Origin of the sequence: Novosphingobium sp. KACC 22771 (assembly GCF_028736195.1) — a bacterium.
GTDB lineage: Bacteria > Pseudomonadota > Alphaproteobacteria > Sphingomonadales > Sphingomonadaceae > Novosphingobium.
On the sequence record NZ_CP117881.1, the window covers coordinates 2,404,141 to 2,429,335 of the forward strand.

Here is a 25,195-nt window from a genome sequence, read left to right on the forward strand (position 1 = left end):
CGCCTCATGATGCCTTTGCTGCGCCTGCGTCGCCTTTTGCGTGATCTGCGCGCTCATCTTGTGGGCACCGCCACGATCGAGTTTGCCCTGTGGTCGATCCTCGTTTTCGTTCTGCTGCTGCACTGCCTTGATTTCGCGGCCTATCTGGTGGCGGGAAGCTCGATGGGGGCTGCGGTCGATCAGGCAGCGATACTGGCCTATAACATGCGCAACTCCGATACGATCAACTCCACCCAGCTATCGGGCTATGTCGCCTCCACCGCATGGGTTCCCAACGGCAAACCCAGTACCAGGATCACCTGCAACGGCGAGCAGCAATCCTGCGCCGCCAGCCTGGCCAACCGGCCATGCGCCTGTGTATCGGGGCTGAGCCCGATCTATACACCTGCCGCCGCCTGCGGGATGGCCTGCCCAAGCGGGGCCACATCGGGCTTTTATCTGACCGTGCAGGCGCAGGTCACCTATCAACCCATGATCGTGCCTGACCGCTGGCTGGCCGGAACCACTCTTGCCCGATCCGTCACGGTGCGGCTGCAATGAGGGGGCAAGCCATGATCAACCGATGGAAGCGTGATACAAGCGCCCTCACGGCCATCGAATTTGCCCTGACGGCGCCGGTATTGCTCGCCTTCATCTTTGTGCTGATCGAGGGCGGGCGGCTGGAATGGACACGGCAGGTGTTGCAGGAAGTGAACACCAATGCCGTGCGATGTATGACGCTGGGGCAGGACATCTGCGGCTCGACCAGCGCCGTTCAGAGCTATGCGCGTTCACGCGGCCTGGCATGGGGCGTATCGCTGGACAATGCCACGATCACTGTTGCTGCCGGCCAGACCTGCGGCGGCGTTTCAGGGATGAACCGGATCACGATCGCCCTGCCCTACAATTCGGTCATCGGCCTCCTGCCTGCTGCGCCCAACGTCCTGTCATCAACGGCCTGCTATCCCGCAATCAGTTAGGCGTTTAGTCCCACATGTGCTGGTGCGGCTTGCGCCAGGGCAGATAGTGGCCGATCTGTCGCTGGATCTCGGCCCTCATTTTCCTGCGGTCACGGCGGAATGTCAGGTAAATGGAGGAGATCGGGACGCAATTGGTTGCAGAAAAGGATACGGATCAAGGCCATGCTTTATCAATCGGTGTGTGCCCGCCGCAACGGGACCACAGTTCCATAGTCGTCGGCCTCCATTGGTTCCACCTCCACGCGATCGTGTGCTGCGACGTTCAAAGCGGTTGAGCGCAGCGGCCATCGCCAGAAAACCACCCAGCAGCGAGGTATAGCTGACAATCATAAAGGGAGCAGGATGATGTGACCAACGCACCCCCAGTTCACTCAACGGTGTCAGCATCCCGATCAAATAGCTGATGCCAAACGGCATCACGGCGCGCTGCCCTTTGTTGATCAGCGCTATCAGGCCATAGCAGAGCGCGAACATGCCTGCGACAGCGGCATTGATCACCAACAAGACAATGGCACCATTCACATTCCCCCCTCCCCGCAGCTTCATCTTAGAGCAATCAAGCTGTAGGTAAAAGTTCTTGAAATGCGGTTACGCGGAGGGAAGCCACAGCCCTGCAATCGCGCGATATTGTTTTCGTGGGCAGAGGGCTGCTTTGCCAAGCCGCAGCAAAAGTTATTGGGAGCCAATTCTCAGCGCAATTCAACGGCCTCTCCTCCCCCGGAAATCCCAGACGCAGAGGCCCATCTTGCGAGCCTTGTCAGCCAGATTGTCCTGAATGCCGGTACCCGGAAAGACGATCACCCCGCGCGGGCAGGTATCGAGCATGACCTGTTGCCGGTGGGCTACTTCCACGTCGTTTTCACGGTGCCCGCCGACATCGCCTAGCAGAACAAGGCGGTGGTCTATGACCTGCTGTTCCACACGGCTGCGGGCACGATGTTGACATTCACCTTCGATCCCAAACACCTCGGCGTGCGGATCGATATAACCGCGGTTCTGCACATCTGGGGATCGGCACTGGGGATCGGCATCGACACTGTCCCGACGACGAACGCTCCGTTGGCAACGAACCACGTCATCACACGCAAGCGTGTCGCTCTCGATGTGAGCGGATCGACCAGGCGCGTCCAGAACGCGGCATAGGGCGCCCAGGAAAGGTCGGGGCGGCGCAGCACCAGGACCAGGGCGAACAGCAAAGTGACGGCTGAAGGCGCGCCAACGATACCGTGCGTCCCGCTGTTCCGGACGTAATGCGCTGTTCATCGTCAGGCCGGGATAAGAATTGCCAGAAAGCACGAAAAGCGATCTGTTTTTCTGCCGATCATTCCTGTATGGAATACTGATGGACCTCCGCACCCTCCGCGCTTTTGTCGAAGTAGTCAGGCAAGGAGGCTTTTCTCAGGCATCGAAGACCATCTTCGCCACTCAATCTGCCGTCAGCAAGGCCGTGCGGCAGCTCGAAGATGAACTGGGGGCACCGCTCCTCGACCGGATCGGCCACAGGCCACGGCTGACCGCACTTGGCGAACTTGTCTATCCGCGCGCGGTGAAGCTGCTCGCGGCTCGAGAGGATTTGCTGGCAGACATTGCGGAAATGCGGGGATTGAAGCGGGGCACGCTGCGTCTGGGCCTGCCGCTGGTCGCCAGCAGCAGCATCTTCGGCCCGGTCGTCGCCGGGTTCAGGGCTCGCTATCCCGGGATCGAAATCCGGCTGACCGAACATGGCGGCGACGAGTTGATCACTATGGTACGGGCGGGAGATATCGAGTTGGCCGCCAGCCTCAAGCCAGACGCCCCGGACCTCGAATGGCAAGATGTCCGGCGTGAGCCGCTGGTTGCCGTGCTGGCCACCGATCATCCGCTGGCTGGGGCGAGCGCTGTAGAGATCGGCGCCCTGCGCGAGACACCGTTTTTGCTGTTCGGAGAAGGGTTCTCGATCAACCGGCTCGTGCTGGCGGCTTGCCGCCGACATGGTTTCGAGCCCGCGGTCGCAGCGCGCAGCAGTCAGGTCGATTTCCTGCTCGAGTTGGCCCGCGCCGGGCTGGGCGTTGCGTTTCTGCCGCGAAGCCTTGCAGAGCCGGCGCGCTTGAGCGCAGGTATTGCGGCGCCCCTGCTCGCAGAACCGGATACCGAATGGCGCCTGACGATGATCTGGCGAACGGGAGCCTTCCTGTCGCACGCCGCGCGAGCCTGGCTGGCGCTGCTGACCCAGCCACCCGGCGAACATTCCCATTAGGAATAATTTTTAGTCCAAGCTTTCGCTATCGTCGTGGTCTGCCCTCGGATATGGCTCGTCTCGTCAAGCGTTCCGGCGCGTACGGCGAAGGAGGCCGCTATGATTATTTCTGCGCCCACCGATTATCGTGAAGCTGCCCGGCGGCGCCTTCCGCGTTTCCTCTTCGATTATATCGACGGCGGGGCTGTCACCGAAAGCACGATGCGAAGCAACATCGCCGCACTTCAGGGCATCGCACTGCGCCAGCGCGTGTTGCACGGTGTTGGCGAGCCGGATCTGGGCACCAACATTCTTGGGCACCGTTGGGCGCTGCCGTTCGCGCTGGGGCCTGTGGGCGCGACCGGCATGTTTGCTCGCCGCGGCGAAGTGCAGGCGGCGCGTGCGGCCGAGGCGAAAGGAATCCCCTATGTCCTGTCGACCGTCTCGGTTTGCCCGATCGAGGAAGTCGCCGAACAGGCTGGTGGTGAGCAATGGTCGCAGCTCTATGTCCTCAAGGACCGTGGCTATATGCGCAATGCGCTGGAGCGGGCCTGGGCAGCTGGCATGCACACGCTTGTCTTCACGGTCGATATGCCCGCACCGGGTTCACGGTATCGCGATCGCCATTCGGGAATGGCGGGCAACGGCGCAACGGCGCGCCAGTACCTGCAGGCGCTCGCCCATCCACGATGGGCGGTGGACGTCGGGTTGCTCGGCCGGCCGCTCTCGTTCGGGAATATCGAGCGCTACACCGGCCACCGGATGGGCATGGCGGATTACACGGGCTTTCTTTCCCGCAATTTCGATCCCTCGATCCGCTGGTCTGATCTTGAATGGATCCGCGAGAGCTGGAAGGGCAAGTTGGTCCTCAAGGGAATTCTGGACGCGGAGGACGCGCGGGACGCCGCCCGCATGGGCGCAGATGCAATCATCGTGTCCAATCATGGCGGGCGCCAGCTCGACGGGGCGGTACCCACCGCGCGGGCGTTGCCGTCAATCGCTGATGCCGTCGCCACCGACCTCACGATCCTTGCGGATTCGGGTGTGCGTTCGGGACTCGATGTCGTCCGGATGCTGGCGCTGGGCGCGCAGGGCGTCCTGCTTGGCCGCAGCTACATCTATGCCCTCGCCGTAGGCGGGCAAGCCGGTGTCGAACATTTGCTGGAACTGATTGCCGCGGACCTGCGCATTACGATGATCCTCACCGGTGCCAGGACGATTGCCGACATCACCTACGATTGCCTGGAAACTGTCGAAGGAGAAATCCGGCATGTACGCGGTATGCGGGAGCGGCGTGGCGCGGCAGGTGATGGCGTAAGCCACCCTTAAAATTACCGGATCGGAACCGCCCAGTCTGGTTGCTGGTCGGCTCCTGACGGAGAAGCCATAAACGAGTTCATGACATTGAACCTGCCGAGAGAGTCCGGAACATGATAGCTCTCCGATCGATTTCTTAGGCAGGATCGATGGCCAGCAACAGACGGGTTTCCCCGCTGCCGGCGATTGGCGGCGAGCGGTGGAGAATCGCCGGTTCATCGACCGACAGCCTCCCCTTGAAGATGCCCACATCGCCGGTGCGCATCTGGTTGATCAAGGCATCGTGGCCTTGAGCGGCAAGTATCCATTGCGTGCCCTGGCCAAAAAATGCGGTGAGCAGGCGGGCGATGACAGTGTCGGCATGGAATTTACGACAGGCATCGGTGTCGATCACTTCGAGCCGTAACTTCACCGCTGTCAAATCAAAGATCGTGGCGAAATGCCGTGCCAGATCGGCGATTTCGCGAGCAAGCACTAAAGCACGCCCATCGGTTGGATAGCCTGCCTCGGCCAACCCCTGCGCGATCTCGTCATCAAGGTCGGCGACCGGGCTTACGAAATCGAGATCCTCGATTCCGTCCCAGTCCAGTTCCGCAATCCAGTCCAGTCCATTCGGTACCGACCGCCACCAGAGGGCCAGATGGACATCGGGTGTTGCCGCTGCGGTCAGGACCGAACAATCGGCCTGTTGCACCGCAAAGCCGGAACGGGATGGGGCGAGCGCCGCCGCCACGCTCACTCCTCTATCTCCATGGTGCGTTCCCAAGCCGGGAATGGGTCGCGCAGACCCACCGACATTTCGGGGGCAAAATCCTTGACCGGCAGCTGGCCGTGATCGCAGGCGATGAGAACATCGGAAAGGGCGGGCATCGAACATCCTTGCGAATCATGATATAATGTATCATTGCGTCCCCATGAGACATATTCAAGGCAAAAGGCGGTGTATCGCCACGAAGACGAGGCGATAGGCAAATGGCTCCGTGGCTTCCTTACGCTCTTGGCGCGACAGCATGCCTGTCGACCTATATCGGTGGCCGGCTGGCGATGCGCTTTGGACAGCGCCGCGACATATTGTTCGGACTGACCGGCGGCATGGTCATCGGCCTCGCGCTGCTCGACCTGTTGCCCGAAGCGCTTGAGCACGGTGGTGCGGCGAAGGGCGGCGAAGCGATCTTCCTGACGCTGGCGGCGGGAATGGCGCTCTACCTGCTGCTCCATCGCCTGCCGCAAGCAGGATCGGCGGGCCGGGTGAGCCTGATCCTGCATAGCATGATGGACGGGCTTGGTATCGGTCTTGCATTTCAATTGTCCGACGCGACGGGCTGGCTGGTCGCTGTCGCTGTGTTGGCGCACGACATGGCCGATGGCGCCAACATGGTTGGCCTATCGGCGCTATCGGCGCAGCCGCGCACCATGCATCGCTGGCTGCTCGGCAATGCCGCCGCGCCGCTCGCCGGTGTGATGCTGGGGCAGGCATTGCGGATCGACTTCGCACAGCTCTCGCTGCTGCTGGCGCTGTTCGCCGGAGGATTCCTGTATATCGGCGCGTCCGAGTTGCTGCCGCGCAGTCGCGTCGGCGCGTCCGGTCCCGCCGGTGGCGTCGCCAGCCTGCTCGGCCTCGGCCTCATGGCCTGCGTGATCCACCTTGCCGGATGAGGCTGGCATTCTCCGGCCCATGACGCGGAGTGTTGTTGCCATGAAGAAATTCCTGTTCACCACCGCTGCGGGCATGGTTCTCGTATCCGCAGCCTTCGCGGCGGAGCATGCGGGGCCATCAGGCTATCTGTCACCTGGCGCATTCGACGTGCTGGCGGTGCTTCCGCCCGCACCCAAACCGCGCGACGCGCGCGCCGCCGCCGACCGCGCGATCTTTCGCGCCACCCGCGCACTTCGGGGGACGCCGCGCTGGGACATGGCGACAAACGACGTGAAACTGTCGCCCGCGGATGTGATGCGCGATTACAGCTGTGCGGCCGGGGTCAGCCTGACACCGGAGAATGCCCCCAAGACCGTAGCGCTCGTCCAGCGCGCCGCCTTCGATACGACGCGCGCAACCGGCATCACAAAGAATTTCTACAAGCGCGAACGCCCTTTCCGCTATGATGCGGGGGCAACCTGTCAGCCGCGCTCGGAACTGACCGGCAGCTATGATTACCCATCCGGACACACCACGCTCGGATGGACTTGGGCAATGCTACTGGCCAAGCTCGCACCCGACCGGGCAACACCGGTTCTGGCACGGGGCCGCGCGTTCGGGGAAAGCCGGATCGTCTGCGGCGTTCATAACGCCAGTGCGGTCGAAGCAGGACGCTTGTCGGCGACTGCGACGCTGGCCGCGCTCGATCAGGTGCCCGCCTTCAGGGACGACTTTGCCGCCGCGCAGGCGGAAATCGGGGCATTACGCGCCGATCCCGCAAAGCCTCGCCCGGACGCCGCGCAATGCCGTGCCGAGGCCGCTCTCGTGGCGCAGCCGATCTTTTGAAGGAAGGACCGGCGTGCTGGGTCGAAGCGACGAGATCACAAAAAGGACCGTCACCGTTGCATTCAGGCGAACCTTCCGATCATAGGGGGGCCGGTTGTCCGTCATGATCGAGATAGCCGCGAACAGCCTGGGTTACACGCTTGGCAAGGCTTGCCGGATCGCCTTCTCCGCGCTCGCCGGCGCCGTCGATCATGCCCTTGATAATCGACAATATGTCATGTGCGGCCAATACTGGATCGGCCTGTTTGCGCACATCGGGCCGATTGAGCGCATCAAGCAGGATGGCCCGCAGCCGATGCGAGACGCTTTGCGTATCCTCATCGAGGGGCAGTCGCGCCTCCTCTATATCGAGCAATCGGGCCAAGGTCGGCCGATGAAGCTGGTGACGCACAGCGGCACGGATCACGCCGGATAAGGCATCCTGTCCCGTCGGCTGCTCAAGCGCGCTTTCGGCATCTGTGAGCAGAAGAGACGTTTCGCGCACAATCAGCGCCCCGATGAGGGCGTCCTTGCCCGGGAAATACTGATAGAGCGATCCGATGCCGTCATGATCGACGCCAAATGCCGCCCTGAGGTATTCGCTCGCACGCGGGGATGGCAGGCTAGGATAGTCCTGCTATCAATCCGGGATGATCAAGACGTTGCTCATCGCCGGTCGCGACCGGAACCGCCTCGGAGAAATCCTCCACGTTGCGTCCCGTTTCGGCCTCGGCGTCATCCTTCAGCGGTTTGGGATCGAAAGGCCCGCAGATGTCGGAGAGGCGGATCCCGACGCAGACACCACATCGCTGGCGAGGCGGACACGGCTGGCGCTGGAGGAACTCGGTCCGACCTTCGTCAAACTTGGGCAAATCCTGGCGACGCGCGGGGATCTGCTACCTGCGGAGTGGATCGCCGAACTAGAGCAACTGCACAGCCGGGCACCTACCCTGGCATTCGAAGACTTACGACCCGCTGTCGAAGACGCACTCGGCCAACCGCCGGAGACCGCCTTCGCCTGGTTCGATCCCGCGCCCCTCGCGGCCGCTTCGATGGCGCAGGTCCATCGCGCTACTCTGCCCGACGGGCGCGAGGTGGTGCTGAAAATCCGACGTCCCGGCATTCGGCCGCGGATGGAAGCAGACTTGCGCCTCATTGCCCAATTGGCGGCGATCGTGGAGGGCGCGAGTGCGGAGGCGCGCCGTTTCGCGCCTACCGCCATGATGCGACAGCTTGCGGAGGCCATATCAGAGGAACTGGATTTCACGACCGAGGGTCGAAACGCCGATCGGCTGCGCGCGGACTTTGCGCAGGAACCTCGCGTGGTTGTCCCGGTCATTCACTGGGCCTGGACGTCAGAGACATTGCTGGTGATGGACTATATCAACGGAGTGCCTCCCCGAAACCGCACGGCGTTGCGCGCCGCTGGAATTGATCCCGCTGCGATCGCGGCGCTTGGTGCCGACATGGTTCTCGACATGGTTCTGGTAAACGGCCGATTCCACGGCGACCCCCATCCCGGCAACCTGCTATGCCTGCCCGGTAATCGGATCGCGCTGCTTGATATGGGTATGATCGGCCACGTATCACCGCGTCGGCGAGAGGAGTTTATTAGCTTCGTCCAAGCCCTGAACGCTGGCGACCCCGCGCAACTGGCCGACGTTCTCGCGATTTGGTCTGCGGGTAGCGGCACGCCGCGCGTGCGGATTAAGGCTGCAGCCGAACGTCTGATTATCCGGCATGGCGGTGGGCGATTGGTATTGAGCGACATGATGGCCGATTTCCTGCCGCTTCTGCGGAACGAAGGCATGACGATGCCCGCCGACCTCCTGCTGATCTTCAAGGCGCTGGTCACCGTCGATGGCGTGCTGTCGAGCATCGAGCCCGAATTTGATCTTTCGGCCGCCGTACATCGATCCTCGCTCAGGATATTTGCGGCGAGGCTGGCGCCCGATCATTGGTCACCGACGCTGCAGGCACTGGCGTGGGAACTCGTCAAGATCGGTGACGATGCCCCGCGGTTGCTGCGCGCGGCGATACGCCGTCTCGAGGTCGTGCCCGCAGAAGCCACGGCAGATAATGCTCAGGCCGACGCCATCTTGGCCGCCGGACGCTGGATAGCCGCTGCAATCATCGCCGGATCGCTGCTGTTTGCTGGCGTGCGCCTCTTCGCATAGCTTCCGCTCGGGTCAGTTCCGCGCGGCCGATTTAGGAAAGCCGTAGCCGCGCAACGATCCACCATAGAACCGCTGCAAACCCAAGACTTCACCCTATCGTACCAGCCCATCGGCCACCCATTGCGCCAAATATTGCCCGATGCGCGCGATGCCCGTCTGTTCGCCCCAATGGGCCACGGCGATCTTGCACAGGTCGGCAAAGGCAGAGGCATCGCGCGACAAATATTCCAGCAGCCCGGCTTCATCGCTGTCGAGACTGCGCAATCGGCATAGGAACCCCTGCCGCCAGATCAACACCGAGCGTGCCTCCTTCCCCCACCGCACCGCCGGAGGAGGCGTCTCATTGGCCAAAGCGATCCAGATATCCTCTGCATTGGAATGAAGCGAGAGGATCGAGAGCGCCGGAACGGTCTGCAACCTTGCGTGATCCCAATCGATCGCGCCCATCGCTCCGGGGTCGAGCGGCGCAGCATCGGCGGCGACAAAGACCTGCGAAAGCACCAGTTCAATCCGGGCAAGCTCCGCCACTTCGGGATCATAAGGATAATCTTCCGCAAGACTGGCCGGAAAGCCCGAGGCGTAATCATCGAGCGTCCAGCTATCGGGTGGAACGCGCTCAATATGGCGGGCGGCTGCGGCCTCAAAAGGCCCCTCGCCCAGCCAGAGCAGTGTTTGCGGGAAACTGTCGGCCAGACAGGCCATCAGCGCGGCGCGATAATTGTTTTGATAGACGCCCAGCCCGCGATCCGCCCCTTTTGCCAGAGGAAGGCGGCGCATCGCCGCGTCCTCGCCACTGGCCAGCCAGTCGAGAAACGCGCCCTGTATCTCGCTCAGGCGCATGAGGCCACTACCTGCGATGCAATATCGCGCGCAAGGGCCAGTTCGGCCAGCAATTCAGGCAAAGGCGGGATGGCATCGTCGCGCTCGATCATCACCGCCGCTCGCGGCGCGCGGGCCAAAGCATCGCGCAGCAGCGCCCAGACCGGATCGGGCACCGGCCGATCATGCGTGTCGATCAGGCAATGCTGGCCCTGTGTGTGCCCGGCCAGATGGATCTGGTCCACCGAGGCGAAGGGGATCCCCGCCAGATAATCCGCGCTGGAAAACCCGTGGTTGGTCGCGCTGACGTGTATATTGTTCACGTCCAGCAGCAGACCGCAACCGGTCCGGCGCGTCAGTTCGGCCAGAAAATCCCATTCGCCCATGTCATTATCGGCAAAGGCGATATAGCTCGACGGGTTTTCAATCAGCATCTCGCGCCCCAGCACATCCTGCGCCTTGCCCACATTGGCGCACACCACATCCAGAGCTTCACGCGTATAAGGCAAAGGCAAGAGATCATGGGAATTATGCGCGCCATGGCGGGTCCAGCACAGGTGATCCGAGAGGATGAAAGGCTCGATTTCCGCGATCAGGGCCTTGAGCCGCAGCAGATAGTCCAGCCGCAGCCCGTCGGCCGAACCCACCGACATGGAAACGCCGTGTAGCGCCACCGGATAGTCCTGCCTGACCCGGCGCAGAATGTCGCGCGGGCGCCCGCCCGGCACCATGAAATTCTCCGAGATCACCTCGACAAAATCGACCGGGACACGGGTTTCCAGAAAATCCTGATAATGCGGCTTGCGCTGGTCATGGCCGGGCGGATCGTGTCGGTGGGCATTCCACTGGCGCTGATGCGGCGGATGATCGACATGGGGCCGCTGGCCCTGCCCACGCTGGTGTGGGGCGGCTTGCGCGGGGGCATCTCGGTGGCGCTGGCGCTATCCCTGCCCGACAGCCCAATCCGCAGCGCCATTCTGGCGGCCACCTATATCGTCGTCCTGTTTGCGGTTATCGTTCAGGGCGGCAGCATCGGCGCGCTGATCGAGCGGATCAAGGCGCACCATGGCGTGACGGGAGTGACGGTTCATTGAGGCACTGGCATCACATTTTGCGGCGCTGGCGGGTCAAGCTGGCCCATCTGGTCCTGCTGCCCGAAATGAACGAGGAAGATGGGGCAGCAATCCGCCAGCAGGTCGAGGATGACGGCAGGCTGACGCGCGGCTTTGCGCTGATGTGCGGCATTGCGGCGGGCATTGCCATGCTGGGCCTGCTGCAATCCTCAACGGCGGTGGTGATCGGGGCGATGCTGGTTTCGCCGTTGATGGGGCCGATTGCGGCGCTGGGTTTCGGCTTTGCCGCGCTGGACGGGCATCGCATCCGCGATGCGGCCAAGGTGGTGATGGTGGGCGCGGCCATCGGCATCATAACGGGCATCCTCATCACAATGGCCAGCCCGATCCGCAATGCCACGCCGGAAATCATCGCGCGGACCCAGCCCACGCTGCTTGATCTGGTGGTGGCGCTGCTATCCGGGCTGGCGGGCGGCTATGCAACGGTGATGAAAAAGGGCGGGACGGCGATCGGCGTGTCGATCGCCACCGCGCTGATGCCGCCGCTGACCACGGTGGGCTATGGGCTGGCGGTGTGGCAGCCTGCTTTTGCATTAGGCGCGCTGCTGCTGTTTCTCACCAATCTGTCGGCCATCGCCTTTGCCTTTGCGCTGGTGGCGCGGCTGAGCGGCGCGGCGCTGCCCGAAAAGCAGGTCGACTGGTCGCCGCGCTATGTGCTGGCCGGGTTGAGCGCCTTTGCCATTCTGGCGGTTCCGCTGGGCCTGACCCTCTCGCAGGTCAGCCGCGAGGCCGGTTTGCGCAAGACCGCCCGCGCCGCCATTGCCGAGGCCACGGACGGCGCCAACAGCCGGATTGCCCAGCTTGACGTATCCTGGCCGCTGCTGGGCGATCCGGAGGTCAGCGCTCTGGTCGTCACCTCACACTATGCCGGTGATGCCGAGCAGGTCTTGCGCAAGGCGCTGGCGGCAGCGGGTGCGGCCAAGGTTACCGTCAAGCTGCAACAGGTGCTGGCCGCCGACCTGCCCGCCCAAACGCAGGCGATGGTCGATGCCGCGATGGAGCGCACCGCCGCAGGCATTGCCGCCGATGTGCCGCCCTTTGCCCGCATTCGCGCCGCCATCGGGCTGCCGACCTCCGCGCTCTGGGTCAATCGGTCCGAACGCATGGTATTTGCCGCGCCGGTCGCCGCGCCCGGCTGGGCGCTGGCTGATTATCGCCAGATCGAAGAAGCCGCGACGCAGGCCGCGCAAGGCTGGCGCGTGGCCATCGTGCCGCCCGCTGGCGCGGAGCTGACGGTCGCTCTGGATGGCGCAAAGGAAGATGCCAGTGCCATCACGCCCGATCTGGCGATCTGGGCCGTGCAACGCTGGGGGCTGAACCGGGTGATCGTAGTAGGGCGGGAGGAGGAGGTCAGCCCCCTCGTTCAGCAATTGCAACAGGCGGGCATTGCCGCATCCGTCATTCCGCCAGATCCCCAAGGCAAGCCGCAACAAGCCAAGTTGCGTTTGTCCGCTCCTCCCTCCGCTATCGCTCAGCCTGAGACGGTGCCGGGTTCAGCGCGCACCAACGGAGCGTGACGGTCCACCAGAATGGCGCTTGCCTGATTGAGCCCGACAAGTTCGACAAGGATGCCGTGGCGGCGCAACTCCCCCTTCCAACGCGCCAACGGCCGTCACATCCCACATATGGGCATCGCTAAGGTCGAAATGAACCCGCCCTGCCCGGTCGCGCAGATCGAAATAGTTGGCAAAGTATCGGCGCTGGCAAAGAAGATCTGGCCGGACACGGTATAATGGCACGTGTCGCTGTCGGGGTCATAGGTGACCTCCAGCTGTCCCGTTCATATCTACCCGGCGCAGCGCGTGGCGTCGCCCGGCGGAGACCTGCGCGCCGTTCAGATACTGCTCGGGCTTGATGTGGAAGATGCGCTTGCCCTTGCTGAGATCACCGAAATTTGAACAGTTGGCTCCCTGCGCAACAGGCGGGGAGCCAACTTTGGTGAGCTTGGAACAATTCTTCCGTTCCCCAGCAAGTGTCGAACCGCAGATCTTGCCAAAGCCGTCATCCGGCGCCTGTCCGAGCTTTGACAGCACCTTCCACTCAAGCTCGTCCTTTCTTTAGCGCGACAACACCCGCGGCAGAGTAGCGCCGAGCACCGTGAGCATTTCGGGGCCATAGGACGCGCTGTTGCGTTCAAACTCACCCTGCGTGATCCGCTCAAGCCCTTGGGCACCGAACAGGACGACCTCGTCTCCAAGGGCAATCGCATTTTGAAAGCCGGTGACGTCGGCCACCAGCGTGTTCATCGTTACCCTGCCGACCAGCGGAAAGCGCCGTCCTGCGATCAACACTTCGGTTCGGTTTGTCGCCTCGCTGGCGAACTCGGGGCGATTGGAATGACTGAAGGCGCGGCGGTATCCGTCCGAATAGCCCAGCGGAATGTTGGCAAGCCAGCTTTCGCGCTCAAGCCGGTAGGTGCGGTCGTAGTTGACGGTCTGTCCGGCGGGGAAATGGTTCACCGCCGCCACGCGTGACTTGATCGTCATCGTCTGCGCAAAGCGGTCTGTCTTGACGCTGCCGGGATCTCCATAGAGCAGCCCGCCGACCCGCACCATGTCGAGCCGCGTTGCCGGATGTTCGAGCGTGGCAAAGGAATTGGCCGTGTGCCGGATCACGCTCTTGCCGATCAGCCCTTCGGCCTGCAACCAGCCAATGTCTTGCTCGAAGCGGGCCAGCTGGGCGAGGATGTCCTCGGCCGTCTCGCTTGGGTAATGGGTCATCACGCCGCGAACCGACAGGCCGCCGATGCCCAGCAAAGTCTGGGCGTCGGCCTTGCCCCAAGGACTCGACAGCTCCAGTCCGTTGCGCGACATGCCCCCGGAATTGAGCGCGAGTTGCACCGGCAGAGGCTTGTGCCCGTCGCGCTTGCGCCACATCGCGGCCAGCCACTGTGCCGCTTCAACGTTGGCGATGATCTCCTCGATCCCGAAGGCAAAGCCATCTTCCATCTCACCGGGCGCGGCGGCGCGGATGCGCAGAAGGCGTCCGCGATAGCCCAGCGCCCGTGCCACCCGCGCCTCGTCGTTGGCGGTGATCGCCACTTCCGTGATGCCGAGCTTGCGGATTGACGGCATGAGCAGGCCGATGCCATTGCCATAGGCATCGGCCTTCATCACCGCGCAGAGGCCGACATTGCCCAGAAGTTGTCGCACAGCCTGCACGTTCGCCTCGAACGCCCGGGCGTCGACCTCGATCCAGCCGTTGCGGCGGGATGCCGATGCGGCGGTCAGGCCAAAGTTGCCTGGCGAGAGGACCGGTGCGCCAACGGCCTGCGCCGCGACAAGGCCCAGCGCTCCGCCACCGGCCCGGAGGAAGGTCCGGCGCTGCATTGTCACTTTGCCCCGCGCTGCAGGAACTGTCCGGGATTGGCACCGGTCGGCTTGCCATCGCGTGCAACAACAGTGCCGTTGACGATGACCAGCGCCACGCCTTCCGCCAGCGCGGCAGGGTTTTCCACCGTTGCCTTGTCCATCACCCGCTCGGGATCGAACAGGACGAGGTCGGCCTTATAGCCGGGCTTGAGCAGACCGCGCCCGGCGATGCCGAGTTGTTCGGCGGTCTGGCCGGTCATCTTGTGGACCGCCTGCGCCAGTGTCAGCCGCTTCTGTTCGCGCACGTAGAGCCGCAGCACCTTGGCAAAGGCTCCCGCCCCGCGTGGGTGACGCGAGCCAATGGCACCGTCCGAGCAGATGACGCTGAAGTCCCAGGCGATGAAGTCTGCGACGTCGCGCGGGTCCATCGCGGTGCCGATCACCGCCTCGGCCCGCCCGCCATCGGGATGGGTTGCGCGCCAAGCCTCGGCGGTCTGGATCAACCAGAGATAGGTCTTCGCCGGCTCCTCGCCGCGCATCATCGCCACATCCGCAATTGTTTTGCCGACAAGGGAGGGATCGGGCGCATAGAAGCCGAGCAGCATGCCCTGTGGCGTGGTCAGGTGGGCCAGGGCGAAGCGGGCGGCCTCGATGTCGGTGTAGTCGCGGTTGGGGAACAGCACAGTCAGCGTCGATTGCCAGTATTCATAAGGATAGACGTCCGCCGTCACGTCAATGCCATGTGCGCGCGCCGCATCGAGCTTTGCCAAAACATCCTTGGCGGTGCCCCATTTATCGACCACGCCAAGCTTGATGTGCGAGACCTGCACCGGGATGCCGGTCTTGAGGCCGATGTCGAGCAGTTCGTCGAGCGCGGCGTCGAAGGCGACGTCTTCGTTGCGCATGTGGCTTATGTAGCGCCCACCGGCTGCCGCCGCCGTGCGGGCCAACGCCAGCACTTCCTCATGTGCCGAATAGATGCCGGGATCGTATTCCAGCCCGGTGGACAGCCCGAGCGAGCCTGCTGCCATGTCTGCGGCCAGCAGCTTCTGCATAGCCGCCACTTCGGCAGGCGTCGCGTAGCGCTTGTAGTCCGTCCCCATCACTCTCTCGCGGAGCAGGCCATGGCCGGTGTAGCTGGCGACGTTTATGGCGGCGGGATGCATCCTGAATTTTGCGGCGACTTCGGCAAACGGCGCGTCGCTCTCGCCGTCCTGCCCGATAACGATGGTCGTCACGCCCTGCGCCACGACCGGCGGCATGGCCGGGTCGGAATAGTCGCCCCGGTCATGGTGGCTGTGCGCATCGATGAAGCCGGGCGCAAGGACAAGGCCATGCGCGTCGATCACCGTCTCGCTCTTGCGCGGCTTGAGCGGGCCGACCGCAAGGATGCGGTCCCCGTCGATCCGCACGGCGGTTTTACGCCCTGGCGCACCGGTGCCGTCGATCACCATTGCTCCGATGACCAGCGTCGAAGCCTGCGCCGATACACTCGCAAACAGACCAACGGCCAGCATCAGCACCAATTTGCGCATGGAATTATCCCCCTTCGCTGTTGAATGACGCAGAAGGGCCGCAACTGGCAAGTGCAAGGCCTTGGCGATTTGGGCCTAAAGCCTTGCGATCATGCCCATAATTTTTTTGCGTCACGGGACGAGGCCGGACATCACTGGTTTGAGCCTGCTGATCGACTGAACGTCCGATCCGTCCATGACGAGTCATCCGTTGAGCACAATCCGAATGGCCACCAAGTCCCAGACCCGGCTACGTGGGCCGATTGGCAACTATGCCCGCTTTCAGACAATCAGCAGGCAAGCCACCATGAATGACTATGAGAGCGCATGGCTGACGGTCCGCTTCACGGCGCCCATCGGCCGCTTTTATCTGGTGCCGACGTTCGAGTTGGCTGATCTGAGTGACCGGGTCTGGTCGACTGCTTCCAGTTCACCATAATGGAAATTACTGCCGTAATTCAGGATGTTCAGCGGCTTGGGCGTGGCCCCGCTCCGACTTTATGCGTTGATTCAGCGCCTTGCGTGAACGCTCGACATAGGCGCGGCAGGCGCCGGGCTGGTTGTTGTATCGGCCTTTGCCCGCATTGTCGGGATGAGCGGAAATCAGGATGTCGCAGGGCGTCGCGCTCATCGTGGTATAGCTACTTTGGAAACCGGCGACGATCGGGCGGGCGCGCGGCGCGGTATAGCGATAATCGTCGGTCGAAACCGGGTTCAAGCTCGCGGCGAACACAATCGTCCGGCATGCCCGCCCTTCGCACGATTGCCAGCGCCAGCTCATGCTCCCCATCGTATGGCCCGGCGTCGCCAGCGCGGTGACTGTCGTGTTCCCCAGCCGCAAGGTCTGGCCGCCACGGATCGTCTGCACCTTTGCAACCGCCGGCCAGGAGGAATTATAGCCACGCTGCGGATCGTCGGACGCCATGCGCCCCGCCATCAGCCCTTGCGCGCCGCGCGGACTGGCAAGGACGGTGGCGCCTGTGTCGCGCGCCAGTGCGGCAATGCCGCCCGCATGGTCGAAATGGGGTTCGGTGCTCAGAATATATTTGATGTCGCGCGGGCGAAAGCCCAGCCGCCTGACATTGTTGAGGATGGCGGGTGCAGCTTGCGGCAAGGCGCCGTCGATCAGAATCAGGCCCGCGCCTGTATCAATCAAGGCGACGCTCAGGCCACCAAACCCCACAAGATAACTCTTGCCAAAGATCTTCTCCGGCGGCGCCGGGGCCAGCCATTCGGCGGTATGGGAGCCGATGATCGGCTTTGTCAGCGGGTCCTGGGCGGCTTGCGCCGATACGCTGACAGGGGCCAACAAAGCTGCCAATGTGCCCGCTGCCATCCATTGTGTTCTCGACATCTGCACGTCTCCTTCGCGGCAAAAACTGCTGCAAGCGAGGCGGCGCAACAAAGCATCATTTCTCGACAGAGCCATGAGCTTGCTTCATACCTTGGCAATGCACCGCGCCCAGCTCCCCCTCAATGCCCTTCGCGCTTTCGAGGCGGCGGCGCGCCATCTCAACTTCACCCGCGCGGCCATCGAACTGTGCGTCAGTCAGGGGGCCGTCAGCCATCAGGTTGCGCAACTGGAGCGGCGGCTCGGCACGCGTCTGTTCCACCGCCTGCCGCGAGGGTTGGCGCTAACCGATGATGGACAGGCGCTGGTGCCGGTGCTGGCCGACATGTTCGACAGGGTGGGCGCTGTCCTCGACCAATATGCGGACGGACGGTTTCGCGCGGTGCTCAACATCGGCGTTGTCGGCACTTTTGCAACCGGCTGGTTACTTCACAGGCTGGACGGCTTCGCGAGCGCTTGTCCTCACATCGACCTGCGCGTTTCAACCAACAACAATCGCGTCGACATCGCGGCCGAAGCGCTCGATTTTGCCATCCGGTTCGGAGACGGCGCCTGGCATGGCACGTTTGCCGAGCCCCTGTTCGAGGCCGGCCTGACCCCGCTTTGCGCGCCCTCGATCGCCGCCCGCCTGAACGGTCCGCGCGACCTCGTGCAGGAGTCGCTGCTGCGTTCGTATCGGCCCGATGAATGGCGCCGCTGGTTCGAGGCGGCGGGCTGCCCCCAGCCCGTATTACGCGGCCCGGTGTTCGACAGCTCCGCCTTGATGGTCGCGGCGGCGGCCAATGGCTTGGGTGTGGCGCTGGCGCCCGCCGCCATGTTCACCCGCGAACTGATTGCCGAACGCCTGGTTCAGCCCTTCGACATTGCGGTCGATGCCGGACGCTACTGGCTGACGCGGCTCCTGTCGCGCAAGGAAAGCGACGCCATGCGTTCCTTTCGCCAATGGCTGCTTCGCGAGGCGGCAGCAGAAGCGCCATTGTGCCCTGAATAATGAGCGCCAGCAAAGATGAGTTCTGCCGGGCGGATCGATTCTTGTTCCGCCCCTATGTCGATGTTTGGCGCCCCGATAAGACTTGCCCATAGCAGTCCATGGTCCAGAAAAGTGGGGGCTAATTTCTGCCTGGGTGTGGACCCAATAGTGAACCGCACCGAGTTTGCCAAAGGCTGTTTGGTTTAGGTCAGGCAGCCATGGAGACCTCATCTAGTCTGGCGTAATAGAGTTCCTCGGCCTCGGCGGGCGGGATGTTGCCGATAGGCTCAAGCAGGCGACGGTTGTTGAACCAATCCACCCATTCGAGCGTGGCAAATTCGACGGCTTCAAAGGATCGCCATGGCCCGCGCCGGTGGATCTTCTCCGCGACCAAGACGATGGCAGCCCAGCGAGAAGAATGGTCGCCTTCGTGATCCAGCACCATACGCACTGCACCGGCCCAGACTTCGGGTGCAAATTTGTTCGTCGCCTGCTCATATCGGCCCCACTTTCTCAGAAGTTGGAGCCTGCGGAAAACTCGGTCAGGTTCAATAAGCCAGCTCGTCCGGCCCGATCAGCGTCCTGTTTTGCACAGCATTATTCCGTGCCCATCAGAGCGAGCGTTGCAAAACTCGCCAGCCAATGTTCGCCCATGTAGTCACCCGTCACTGTATCAAGGGCGGCCGCCAGATGCTTGTGCGCGGCAGAGTTCAGGACCTCGCTCACGGCGCCGCTGACGGCGGGCGCGATGGATCGCATCGCCCAGGCGCGGCTGAGATTGAGGCCATCGAGATGCGCGATCCGGCCATCGCTGCGATCACTGACATAAACTGGCGTCAGCAACGAGGCAGGCGCGCCATGGACCAGATCGGGCAGGAAAGAAGTGAACCACGTCTCGAACTCTGCCCTGGGCAGCAGCCGCTGCATCGCCAGCGCTTCTATCAGGGTGGGCGAGAGGAAATCCTCGCCATCCGGTTCCCAGGCTGGAGCTCGACGGTCATGCCCAAACCATGCGCGGGCACGCTGCGCCATCAGCTTGCGTATGCCGATGTCCTGCACGACCCGCGCGTAGCGGTCGGCCAGGATCAGCGCGAAGGCGGTATTGGCATGGGTGCCCACACGCACCGGATAAGTCATGAGCGGCAGATGCGCGCACCACCGCGCGGCAAACGCATCGGCCAGCGGACGCAGCCGGTCCGCATAGCCACCGCCCCCCAGGATCAATTCGCTCTGAAGCATCAGCAACCACGCCCAGCCATAAGGGCGTTCGAACCCGCGCGACATGGGCAGGTCGAGATAGCGCCGCTCCAGCTCAACCTTCTCCGGCGTGAAGGCTTCTGCGAACAGGGATTCAATCGCTGCGCTTTCCGCAAGATCGGGGTAAAGGCGGCGGATGCGGGCGAGCAGCCAATAGCCGTGGACGCAACTGTGCCAATCGAAACTGCCGAAAAAGATCGGGTGCACCTGACGCGGGCGATAGAGATCCGCATCGCTGGTCAGAATATGATCCGGCTTATGCGGATATTCGCGCGTGACATGGCCAAGCGCAATTGCGGCGAAGGCGGCGGCGCGTTCGGGCGTCAAGGCCATTTCGGCAAACGCCTTCCACGGGGCCTGTTCGCTCACTGGGCAAAAAGCCGGCTGAAGGCCGTTTCATACGGTCGCCAGTCTATGCCACGCGCTTCCAGCCAGTTGTCGTCATAATAGGTGCAGCCATAGCGCTCGCCCCCGTCACACAGGATCGACACGATCGAGCCGGTTTCATCCCGGCCCGCCATCTCTTCAACCAGCCGGGCGATAGCCACCAGATTGGTGCCGGTGGAGCCGCCCACCCTGCGCCCCAGACGACGGGAAAGGGAGCGCATCGCCCCGATGCTGGCGGCATCCTCCACCGCCATCATCCGGTCGATCACCGAGGGGATGAAGCTGGGCTCAACGCGCGGGCGCCCGATCCCTTCGATGCAGCTGGCACAGCCTTCCGGTAGCGACGCCATGGCTGGATCGGCGAAATGGCGATGGAAGACGGAATGGACCGGATCGGCAACGCATAGCCGGGTCGCATGGCGCTGATAGGCGATATAGCGCCCGATGGTGGCCGAGGTGCCGCCTGTGCCCGCGCCGCACACGATCCACGCCGGGATCGGAAATGCCTCTGCCGCCATCTGCGCAAAGATGCTTTGGGCAATATTGTTGTTGCCGCGCCAGTCGGTCGCCCGCTCGGCATAGGTGAACTGGTCGAGGTAATGCCCGTCCGTTTCCCGCGCCAGACGATGCGCCACATCATAGACCGTGCGAGGATCATCAACGGCATGGATTTCCCCGCCGTGAAAACGGATCGCATCGAGCTTGGGCGCAGCAGTGGAGGCGGGCACCACCGCGATGAAACGCAGGCCGAGCATCCGCGCGAAATAGGCCTCGCTCACGGCGGTCGACCCCGAGGATGCCTCGATAATGCAGGTGTCCGGCCCGATCCAGCCGTTGCACAGGGCATAAAGGAACAGCGAGCGGGCCAGACGATGTTTCAGGCTGCCGGTGGGGTGGCTGCTCTCGTCCTTCAGGTAAAGGGTGATGCCCGGATAGCGCGGCAGTTCCATACGGATGAGATGCGTATCGGCGGAGCGGTTGAAGTCCGCCTCGATCCGGCGGATCGCATCGGCCCGCCAGATGCGGGCGGCCTCTTTGGTGTTGCTCATCATTGGCTCGCCAGCCCCTGTCGATCTAGCCCATGCCGCGCCAGCATCGCGCCCGGATCCGCGTCGCGGCCGCGAAAGGCGCGGAAACTCTCCGCCGCCGGGCGACTGGCGCCGCGTGAGAGCACTTCGTCGCGAAAGCTGGCTGCCGTGGCGCGGTCGATCAGCCCCGCTTCGGCAAAGCGCCGGAACCCATCGGCGGCCAGCACCTCGGCCCACAGATAACTGTAATAGCCCGAAGCGTAGCCGCCCGCAAAAATATGGGTAAAGGCATGCGGGAAGCGGTGCCACAAGGGTGGTCGCACCACCGCCACCTCATCGCGCACCGCCTCGATCACTTCGACCGGGTCGCTGCCCAGCGTGCCGAGATGGAGCAACAGATCAAACAGCGCAAATTCAACCTGCCGAACGATGAACATGCCCGAAAGGAAATGGCGCGCGGCAATCAGCGTATCGAACACAGCATCGGGCAACGGCGCGCCCGTTTCATAATGGCCCGACATGTCGCGCAGCACGGCGCGATCCCACGCGAAATCCTCCATCAACTGGCTGGGCAATTCGATCGCGTCCCACTCGAACCCGTTGGTGCCCGCGATATTCGGGCGATCGACCCGAGTGAACAGGTGATGCAGGCAATGCCCGGTCTCGTGCAGGAAGGTAATAACCTCCTTGTGGCTGAGCAGGGAGGGATTGCCCTCACTCTTCGGCGCAAAATTGCAGACGAGATAGGCGACCGGCACGCGATGGACATTGCCGTCGTTCAACCGGGGCCGCGCCTGCGCCATCCAGGCCCCGCCACGTTTGCCCGCGCGCGCATGCAGATCGACATAGACGCCCGCAAACACGCTGCCCTGCTCATTCACGACATCGTAATAACAGGCATCGGGATGATAGACGGCTATATCGGGCCGCGCGATCAGACGGATGCCGAACAGCCGGTCCAGCAGGCGCTGCCAACCGGCAATGATACGCTCAACAGGGAAATGGGCGCGCACCTCCTTTTCGTCGACCACATAGCGGGCCTGACGCATCCGCTCACCGACATAGGCAATGTCCCAGGGCTGAAGCTCGGCGATTCCCAGATGGGCGGCGGCGTAGTCAGCCAGTTCGGCCAGCTCGGTCTCTGCGGCGGGTTTCGCGCGGGCGGCAAGATCGCGCAGGAAGGCGAGGACATCGCCCGCGCTCGGCGCCATTCTGGTGGCCAGCGCCCATGCCACCGGATCGGCAAAACCCAGCAGACGCGCCGCTTCGTGCCGCCGCGCAAGAATATCGGCGATCCTTGCCGAATTATCGAACTGCCCGGCGTGCGGCCCCTGATCGGAGGCCCGCGTGCCCGATGCGGTATAGACCCGCTCGCGAAGCCCCCGGTTCTCGGCGAAGGTCAGCACCGCATTGACGCTGGGCATCTGGAGCGTGACGACCCAGCCGGACAGGCCCCTGGCCCGCGCCGCGTCGGCGAACATGGCCTTGTCGGCCTCGGCAAGCCCGGCCAGCAGCGCTTCCTCCTCGACATGCTCGAACCAGGCATCGGTCGCGTCGAGCACGGCATTGCCAAAAGCGGTCGAAAGCTGCGTCAGTTCCAACGAGAGTGCGGCATAGCGGGCGCGATCCTCTGCCGCAAGCGCCACGCCGGAAAGCCTGAAGTCGCGGATCCTGTGCTCGACGGCGGCGCGATCCGCCTCGGGCAGCTGCGCGAAACCCGCCGTCCGGGTCAGCGCGGCCAGGACTTCATAGAGTGCGTCATTCTGCAAGGTCTGAAGCTGGTTTTCCACCAGCCTCACCTGACCTGCGGCATAGGCCGCGCGCAGTTCGGGCGTGTCGGCCACAGCGTGGAGATGCGAAACCGCCGACCATATGCCCACGATCACCGCCTCGGCACGCTCCAGCGGCATCCATGCATCGGCAAATCGGGTTGGCCGGGTCTCGACGATCCGGGCCACCACCGTCCGATGTTCGGCAATGGCCTGATCGAGCGCGGATGCGATCTGGTCGGGCCGGATATCCCCGAAACGCGGCAAAGCCAGCGTGTCGAGCAACGGGTTCGTCATCATCTTATACCTCTCAGACCAGCAGGTCAGCCTCGGCGCCATCGGCGGCGGCTTGGAGATTGTGTCCGGCCAGATAGCGCTCGGCCTCCAAAGCGGCCATGCAGCCCATGCCGGCGGACGTTACCGCTTGGCGGAACAGCTTGTCCTGCACATCGCCTGCCGCGAAGACGCCCGGCACATTGGTCGCAGTGGAGCCGGGGGCAACGAGGATATAGCCCTCCCCGTCCATGTGGAGTTGTCCCTTGAACAGGGCGGTGGCCGGATCATGGCCGATCGCGACGAACAATCCATGCACCGCCAATTGCGACATCGCGCCGCTCCGCGTGTCGCGCAGGGCCACGCCGGTCACCCCGCCGCCATCGCCCAGCACTTCGGCCACTTCGGCATTCCAAATCATCTCGACCTTCGGATTGGCAAAGAGCCGCGCCTGATTGGTGCGATCCGCCCGCAAGGTGTCGCGCCGATGGATGAGATAGACCTTCTGCGCAAAATTGGTGAGATACAGCGCCTCCTCGACCGCCGTATTCCCTCCGCCGACTACGGCGCAGACACGGTCGCGATAGAAAAAGCCGTCGCATGTCGCACAGGCCGACACGCCGCGCCCGCGATAGGCGCTCTCGCTTGCCAGCCCCAGCCAGCGCGCGGAAGCCCCCGTTGCCACGATAAGCGCGTCTCCGGTATAATGCGTGCCGCTGTCGCCGACCGCGAGAAACGGCGCGCGGGTCAGGTCGACTTCAACAATGACATCACCGATGACATCGACGCCCGCCTTGCGCACCTGCTCCCCCATCCGCGCCATCAGATCGGGGCCGAGCACACTTTCATCGCCGGGCCAGTTCTCAACCTCGGTGGTGATGGTCAACTGCCCGCCCGGCTGCGGCCCCTCGATCAGCCTTGGCGCCAGCGCCGCGCGCGCGGCATAGACGGCTGCGGTATAGCCGGCCGGGCCGGAGCCGATGATCAGGACCTTGCTGTGCCGCGCATCCGGCGCGCTGGTGCCCGGCATGCTGTTCCCCCTCTCCTTCATGCCGAAACCCGCGCGGTGGCGAGCGGCGCGCTTTCCATCATCTCGATTGCCTGCCAGCCTGCCGCGCGATATTTTTCGCTGGATTTCTCCACCAGCTCTATCCGCAGGCGAAACTGATCGGCCAGAGCGGAATGGTCGGCGTCCAGGATCGCCAGCACGCGATCAAGCCCTGAGAATTCCGCCTTGTAGCCATCCGCTTCCGCCTTTTCGCGGATATGGAAAACCCGGCTCTCATCTTCCGCGGTCCAGCCGATCCGGGACAGGGCGAGGTGCAGCTCCAGGGTGCCCAGCCCGTTCAGCGTGTCGCGCAAAACGGTTCGCATAGTGCCCGGCCATGCCGCCGCCTCGACGACCTGTCCCGCACGATGCTCGGTTGTCTCACTCAGCTTGTCCGTGGCGGCGATCGCGGCCATCCGGGCAGTTTTCCATGCCTTTCGATCCGGTTCATCGCCATCCTTCGCACGCTGGTGCAGCGCCATGATCGCCCGGCGGCCATGCTCGACCTCCGGGTGCCGTTCGGTGAGAGCGGCCAGTTCGGGGTTGGCCAGCAGATCCAGCACCAATTGCGAAACAATCCGCGTCAGATCCGCGCCCACCGGGGTGCGCTCCAGCCAAGCCTGCGCAAAACGCTCAGCCTCGGCCTGCGGACGAAAGCCGTTCACAAAGGCTGGCAGGGTTTCAGCCAGCGCCAGGGGATAGCCTAACTGCTCAGCATAGGCGGGCGTATCGTCGGCCTCAACGACAGCGCCGATGACATTGGCCTTGCCCTCCTCCCAAGCCGGGAAATAGACGAAGCTGCCCGCCGCGATATGCCGCCCTAGGCGCTCCATAGCCTGAGCCTTTACCGCCGGATCGCCATGGAAAGCGATATTGGCCATCACTGCGCCCCCACATGCGTATCGACAAAAGCGTCGAGGCGACTGCGCGAGAGCGTACCGAAGGTCCGCGCGGCTTCCGCACCATCCTTCACGATTATCAACAGGGGGATGCCGCGCACCTCGAACCTTTCGGCAAGGCCCGGATTGGCTTCGATATCGACCTTCACGATCTCCATCTCCCCGGCATATTCCTCGGCCATTTCATCCAGCGTGGGGGCCAGCGCCTTGCACGGCGCGCACCAGGGCGCCCAGAAATCGACCAGCACGGGCTTGTCGTTCTTCATCACAATCTCGTCGAAATCCTGCTCGGTTGCATGACGCATGA

Annotated in this window: 27 protein-coding genes and 3 pseudogenes; 12 read left to right on the forward strand and 18 right to left on the reverse strand. The window is 63.4% G+C overall.

All coding sequences use genetic code 11. From position 1 onward, the window contains the following. The first annotated feature begins 6 nt into the window (after positions 1–6). Entirely contained in the window at positions 7–540 is a 534-nt protein-coding gene (locus tag PQ467_RS11010; RefSeq protein ID WP_274173456.1) for a TadE family protein, read from the forward strand. 11 nt (positions 541–551) lie between these two features. Then, positions 552–959 carry a TadE/TadG family type IV pilus assembly protein gene (locus tag PQ467_RS11015; protein ID WP_274173457.1) on the forward strand — a complete coding sequence of 136 codons (408 nt, stop codon included), beginning with the start codon at positions 552–554 and terminating at the stop codon, positions 957–959. Positions 960–1,061: 102 nt separating this feature from the next. Here PQ467_RS11015 and PQ467_RS11020 read toward each other — a convergent pair whose 3' ends face one another. After that, positions 1,062–1,481, reverse strand: a complete 420-nt coding sequence (locus PQ467_RS11020; RefSeq protein ID WP_274173458.1) for a hypothetical protein — start codon at positions 1,479–1,481, stop codon at positions 1,062–1,064. Between the two features lie 282 nt (positions 1,482–1,763). On the opposite strand from PQ467_RS11020, the pseudogene PQ467_RS11025 reads away from it, so the two are divergent. The 3 genes and pseudogenes from PQ467_RS11025 to lldD form a co-directional block, all read left to right on the forward strand. Further along, a pseudogene (locus tag PQ467_RS11025) lies at positions 1,764–1,979 on the forward strand (IS91 family transposase); the annotation flags it as partial. Positions 1,980–2,301: 322 nt separating this feature from the next. Then, entirely contained in the window at positions 2,302–3,195 is an 894-nt protein-coding gene (locus tag PQ467_RS11030) for a LysR family transcriptional regulator (RefSeq protein WP_274173459.1), read from the forward strand. A 99-nt stretch (positions 3,196–3,294) separates the two neighbouring features. Continuing rightward, positions 3,295–4,503, forward strand: coding sequence for an FMN-dependent L-lactate dehydrogenase LldD (gene lldD, locus PQ467_RS11035; protein WP_274173460.1), 1,209 nt, complete (start codon positions 3,295–3,297; stop codon positions 4,501–4,503). 124 nt (positions 4,504–4,627) lie between these two features. Here lldD and PQ467_RS11040 read toward each other — a convergent pair whose 3' ends face one another. Together PQ467_RS11040 and PQ467_RS11045 are read right to left on the reverse strand one after the other, a co-directional pair. Beyond that, positions 4,628–5,230, reverse strand: a complete 603-nt coding sequence (locus PQ467_RS11040) for a DUF1826 domain-containing protein (RefSeq protein WP_274173461.1) — start codon at positions 5,228–5,230, stop codon at positions 4,628–4,630. Next, a complete protein-coding gene (locus PQ467_RS11045) occupies positions 5,227–5,361 on the reverse strand; it encodes a hypothetical protein (protein ID WP_274173462.1) in 135 nt (44 codons plus the stop codon). Before PQ467_RS11045 ends, PQ467_RS11040 begins: the two co-directional genes overlap by 4 nt. A gap of 102 nt (positions 5,362–5,463) precedes the next feature. Here PQ467_RS11045 and PQ467_RS11050 point away from each other — a divergent pair, with 102 nt between their 5' ends. Beyond that, a complete protein-coding gene (locus tag PQ467_RS11050) occupies positions 5,464–6,147 on the forward strand; it encodes a ZIP family metal transporter (RefSeq protein ID WP_274173463.1) in 684 nt (227 codons plus the stop codon). Between the two features lie 40 nt (positions 6,148–6,187). Continuing rightward, positions 6,188–6,973, forward strand: a complete 786-nt coding sequence (locus tag PQ467_RS11055; protein ID WP_274173464.1) for an acid phosphatase — start codon at positions 6,188–6,190, stop codon at positions 6,971–6,973. A 79-nt stretch (positions 6,974–7,052) separates the two neighbouring features. Here PQ467_RS11055 and PQ467_RS22745 read toward each other — a convergent pair whose 3' ends face one another. Further along, positions 7,053–7,457, reverse strand: a complete 405-nt coding sequence (locus PQ467_RS22745) for a hypothetical protein (protein WP_443192942.1) — start codon at positions 7,455–7,457, stop codon at positions 7,053–7,055. Between the two features lie 145 nt (positions 7,458–7,602). Here PQ467_RS22745 and PQ467_RS11065 point away from each other — a divergent pair, with 145 nt between their 5' ends. Beyond that, positions 7,603–9,129, forward strand: coding sequence for an ABC1 kinase family protein (locus tag PQ467_RS11065; RefSeq protein WP_274173466.1), 1,527 nt, complete (start codon positions 7,603–7,605; stop codon positions 9,127–9,129). Between the two features lie 93 nt (positions 9,130–9,222). On the opposite strand, the gene PQ467_RS11070 is transcribed toward PQ467_RS11065, so the two are convergent. Next, on the reverse strand, positions 9,223–9,969 hold the full coding sequence (locus PQ467_RS11070) for an HvfC/BufC N-terminal domain-containing protein (protein ID WP_274173467.1): 747 nt from the start codon (positions 9,967–9,969) through the stop codon (positions 9,223–9,225). Beyond that, positions 9,960–10,730 carry an MNIO family bufferin maturase gene (bufB, locus tag PQ467_RS11075; RefSeq protein WP_274176139.1) on the reverse strand — a complete coding sequence of 257 codons (771 nt, stop codon included), beginning with the start codon at positions 10,728–10,730 and terminating at the stop codon, positions 9,960–9,962. Before bufB ends, PQ467_RS11070 begins: the two co-directional genes overlap by 10 nt. Positions 10,731–10,742: 12 nt before the next feature. Here bufB and PQ467_RS11080 point away from each other — a divergent pair, with 12 nt between their 5' ends. Together PQ467_RS11080 and PQ467_RS11085 are read left to right on the forward strand one after the other, a co-directional pair. Next, complete coding sequence (locus PQ467_RS11080; RefSeq protein WP_274173468.1) at positions 10,743–11,042, forward strand: cation:proton antiporter domain-containing protein; 300 nt, start codon at positions 10,743–10,745, stop codon at positions 11,040–11,042. Beyond that, entirely contained in the window at positions 11,039–12,598 is a 1,560-nt protein-coding gene (locus PQ467_RS11085) for a DUF389 domain-containing protein (RefSeq protein WP_274173017.1), read from the forward strand. Before PQ467_RS11080 ends, PQ467_RS11085 begins: the two co-directional genes overlap by 4 nt. Here PQ467_RS11085 and PQ467_RS22750 read toward each other — a convergent pair. The 4 genes and pseudogenes from PQ467_RS22750 to PQ467_RS11100 all read right to left on the reverse strand — a co-directional run. Then, a pseudogene (locus tag PQ467_RS22750) lies at positions 12,553–12,813 on the reverse strand (STAS domain-containing protein); the annotation flags it as partial. The gene PQ467_RS11085 and the pseudogene PQ467_RS22750 overlap by 46 nt on opposite strands. Before the next feature lie 22 nt (positions 12,814–12,835). Further along, positions 12,836–13,114: a hypothetical protein gene (locus PQ467_RS11090; protein ID WP_274173469.1), complete on the reverse strand. Its 279-nt coding sequence runs from the start codon at positions 13,112–13,114 to the stop codon at positions 12,836–12,838. A gap of 24 nt (positions 13,115–13,138) precedes the next feature. Continuing rightward, positions 13,139–14,410 carry an alanine racemase gene (gene alr, locus PQ467_RS11095; protein ID WP_274173470.1) on the reverse strand — a complete coding sequence of 424 codons (1,272 nt, stop codon included), beginning with the start codon at positions 14,408–14,410 and terminating at the stop codon, positions 13,139–13,141. A 2-nt stretch (positions 14,411–14,412) separates the two neighbouring features. Continuing rightward, positions 14,413–15,927, reverse strand: a complete 1,515-nt coding sequence (locus PQ467_RS11100; protein ID WP_274173471.1) for an N-acyl-D-amino-acid deacylase family protein — start codon at positions 15,925–15,927, stop codon at positions 14,413–14,415. Positions 15,928–16,132: 205 nt separating this feature from the next. On the opposite strand from PQ467_RS11100, the gene PQ467_RS11105 reads away from it, so the two are divergent. Continuing rightward, complete coding sequence (locus PQ467_RS11105; protein ID WP_274173472.1) at positions 16,133–16,345, forward strand: hypothetical protein; 213 nt, start codon at positions 16,133–16,135, stop codon at positions 16,343–16,345. Positions 16,346–16,351: 6 nt separating this feature from the next. Here PQ467_RS11105 and bla read toward each other — a convergent pair whose 3' ends face one another. Next, positions 16,352–17,242, reverse strand: a complete 891-nt coding sequence (gene bla / locus PQ467_RS11110; RefSeq protein WP_274176140.1) for a subclass B3 metallo-beta-lactamase — start codon at positions 17,240–17,242, stop codon at positions 16,352–16,354. 115 nt (positions 17,243–17,357) lie between these two features. On the opposite strand from bla, the gene PQ467_RS11115 reads away from it, so the two are divergent. Next, a complete protein-coding gene (locus PQ467_RS11115) occupies positions 17,358–18,248 on the forward strand; it encodes a LysR family transcriptional regulator (RefSeq protein WP_274176141.1) in 891 nt (296 codons plus the stop codon). Between the two features lie 187 nt (positions 18,249–18,435). On the opposite strand, the pseudogene PQ467_RS11120 reads toward PQ467_RS11115, so the two are convergent. From PQ467_RS11120 to trxA, 7 genes and pseudogenes are all read right to left on the reverse strand, one after another. After that, positions 18,436–18,615, reverse strand: a pseudogene (locus PQ467_RS11120) (IS3 family transposase); the annotation flags it as partial. 209 nt (positions 18,616–18,824) lie between these two features. After that, entirely contained in the window at positions 18,825–19,817 is a 993-nt protein-coding gene (locus PQ467_RS11125) for a DUF2891 domain-containing protein (protein WP_274176142.1), read from the reverse strand. Between the two features lie 32 nt (positions 19,818–19,849). Next, positions 19,850–20,920: a PLP-dependent cysteine synthase family protein gene (locus PQ467_RS11130; RefSeq protein WP_274173473.1), complete on the reverse strand. Its 1,071-nt coding sequence runs from the start codon at positions 20,918–20,920 to the stop codon at positions 19,850–19,852. After that, positions 20,920–22,968: a M3 family metallopeptidase gene (locus PQ467_RS11135; RefSeq protein ID WP_443192943.1), complete on the reverse strand. Its 2,049-nt coding sequence runs from the start codon at positions 22,966–22,968 to the stop codon at positions 20,920–20,922. The genes PQ467_RS11130 and PQ467_RS11135 overlap by 1 nt, the downstream gene beginning before the upstream one ends. A 10-nt stretch (positions 22,969–22,978) precedes the next feature. Next, positions 22,979–23,971: a thioredoxin-disulfide reductase gene (gene trxB / locus PQ467_RS11140; protein WP_274173474.1), complete on the reverse strand. Its 993-nt coding sequence runs from the start codon at positions 23,969–23,971 to the stop codon at positions 22,979–22,981. A 17-nt stretch (positions 23,972–23,988) separates the two neighbouring features. After that, positions 23,989–24,870, reverse strand: a complete 882-nt coding sequence (locus tag PQ467_RS11145; RefSeq protein WP_274173475.1) for a hypothetical protein — start codon at positions 24,868–24,870, stop codon at positions 23,989–23,991. Next, positions 24,870–25,193 carry a thioredoxin gene (gene trxA, locus PQ467_RS11150; protein ID WP_274173476.1) on the reverse strand — a complete coding sequence of 108 codons (324 nt, stop codon included), beginning with the start codon at positions 25,191–25,193 and terminating at the stop codon, positions 24,870–24,872. Before trxA ends, PQ467_RS11145 begins: the two co-directional genes overlap by 1 nt. Positions 25,194–25,195 lie beyond the last annotated feature (2 nt).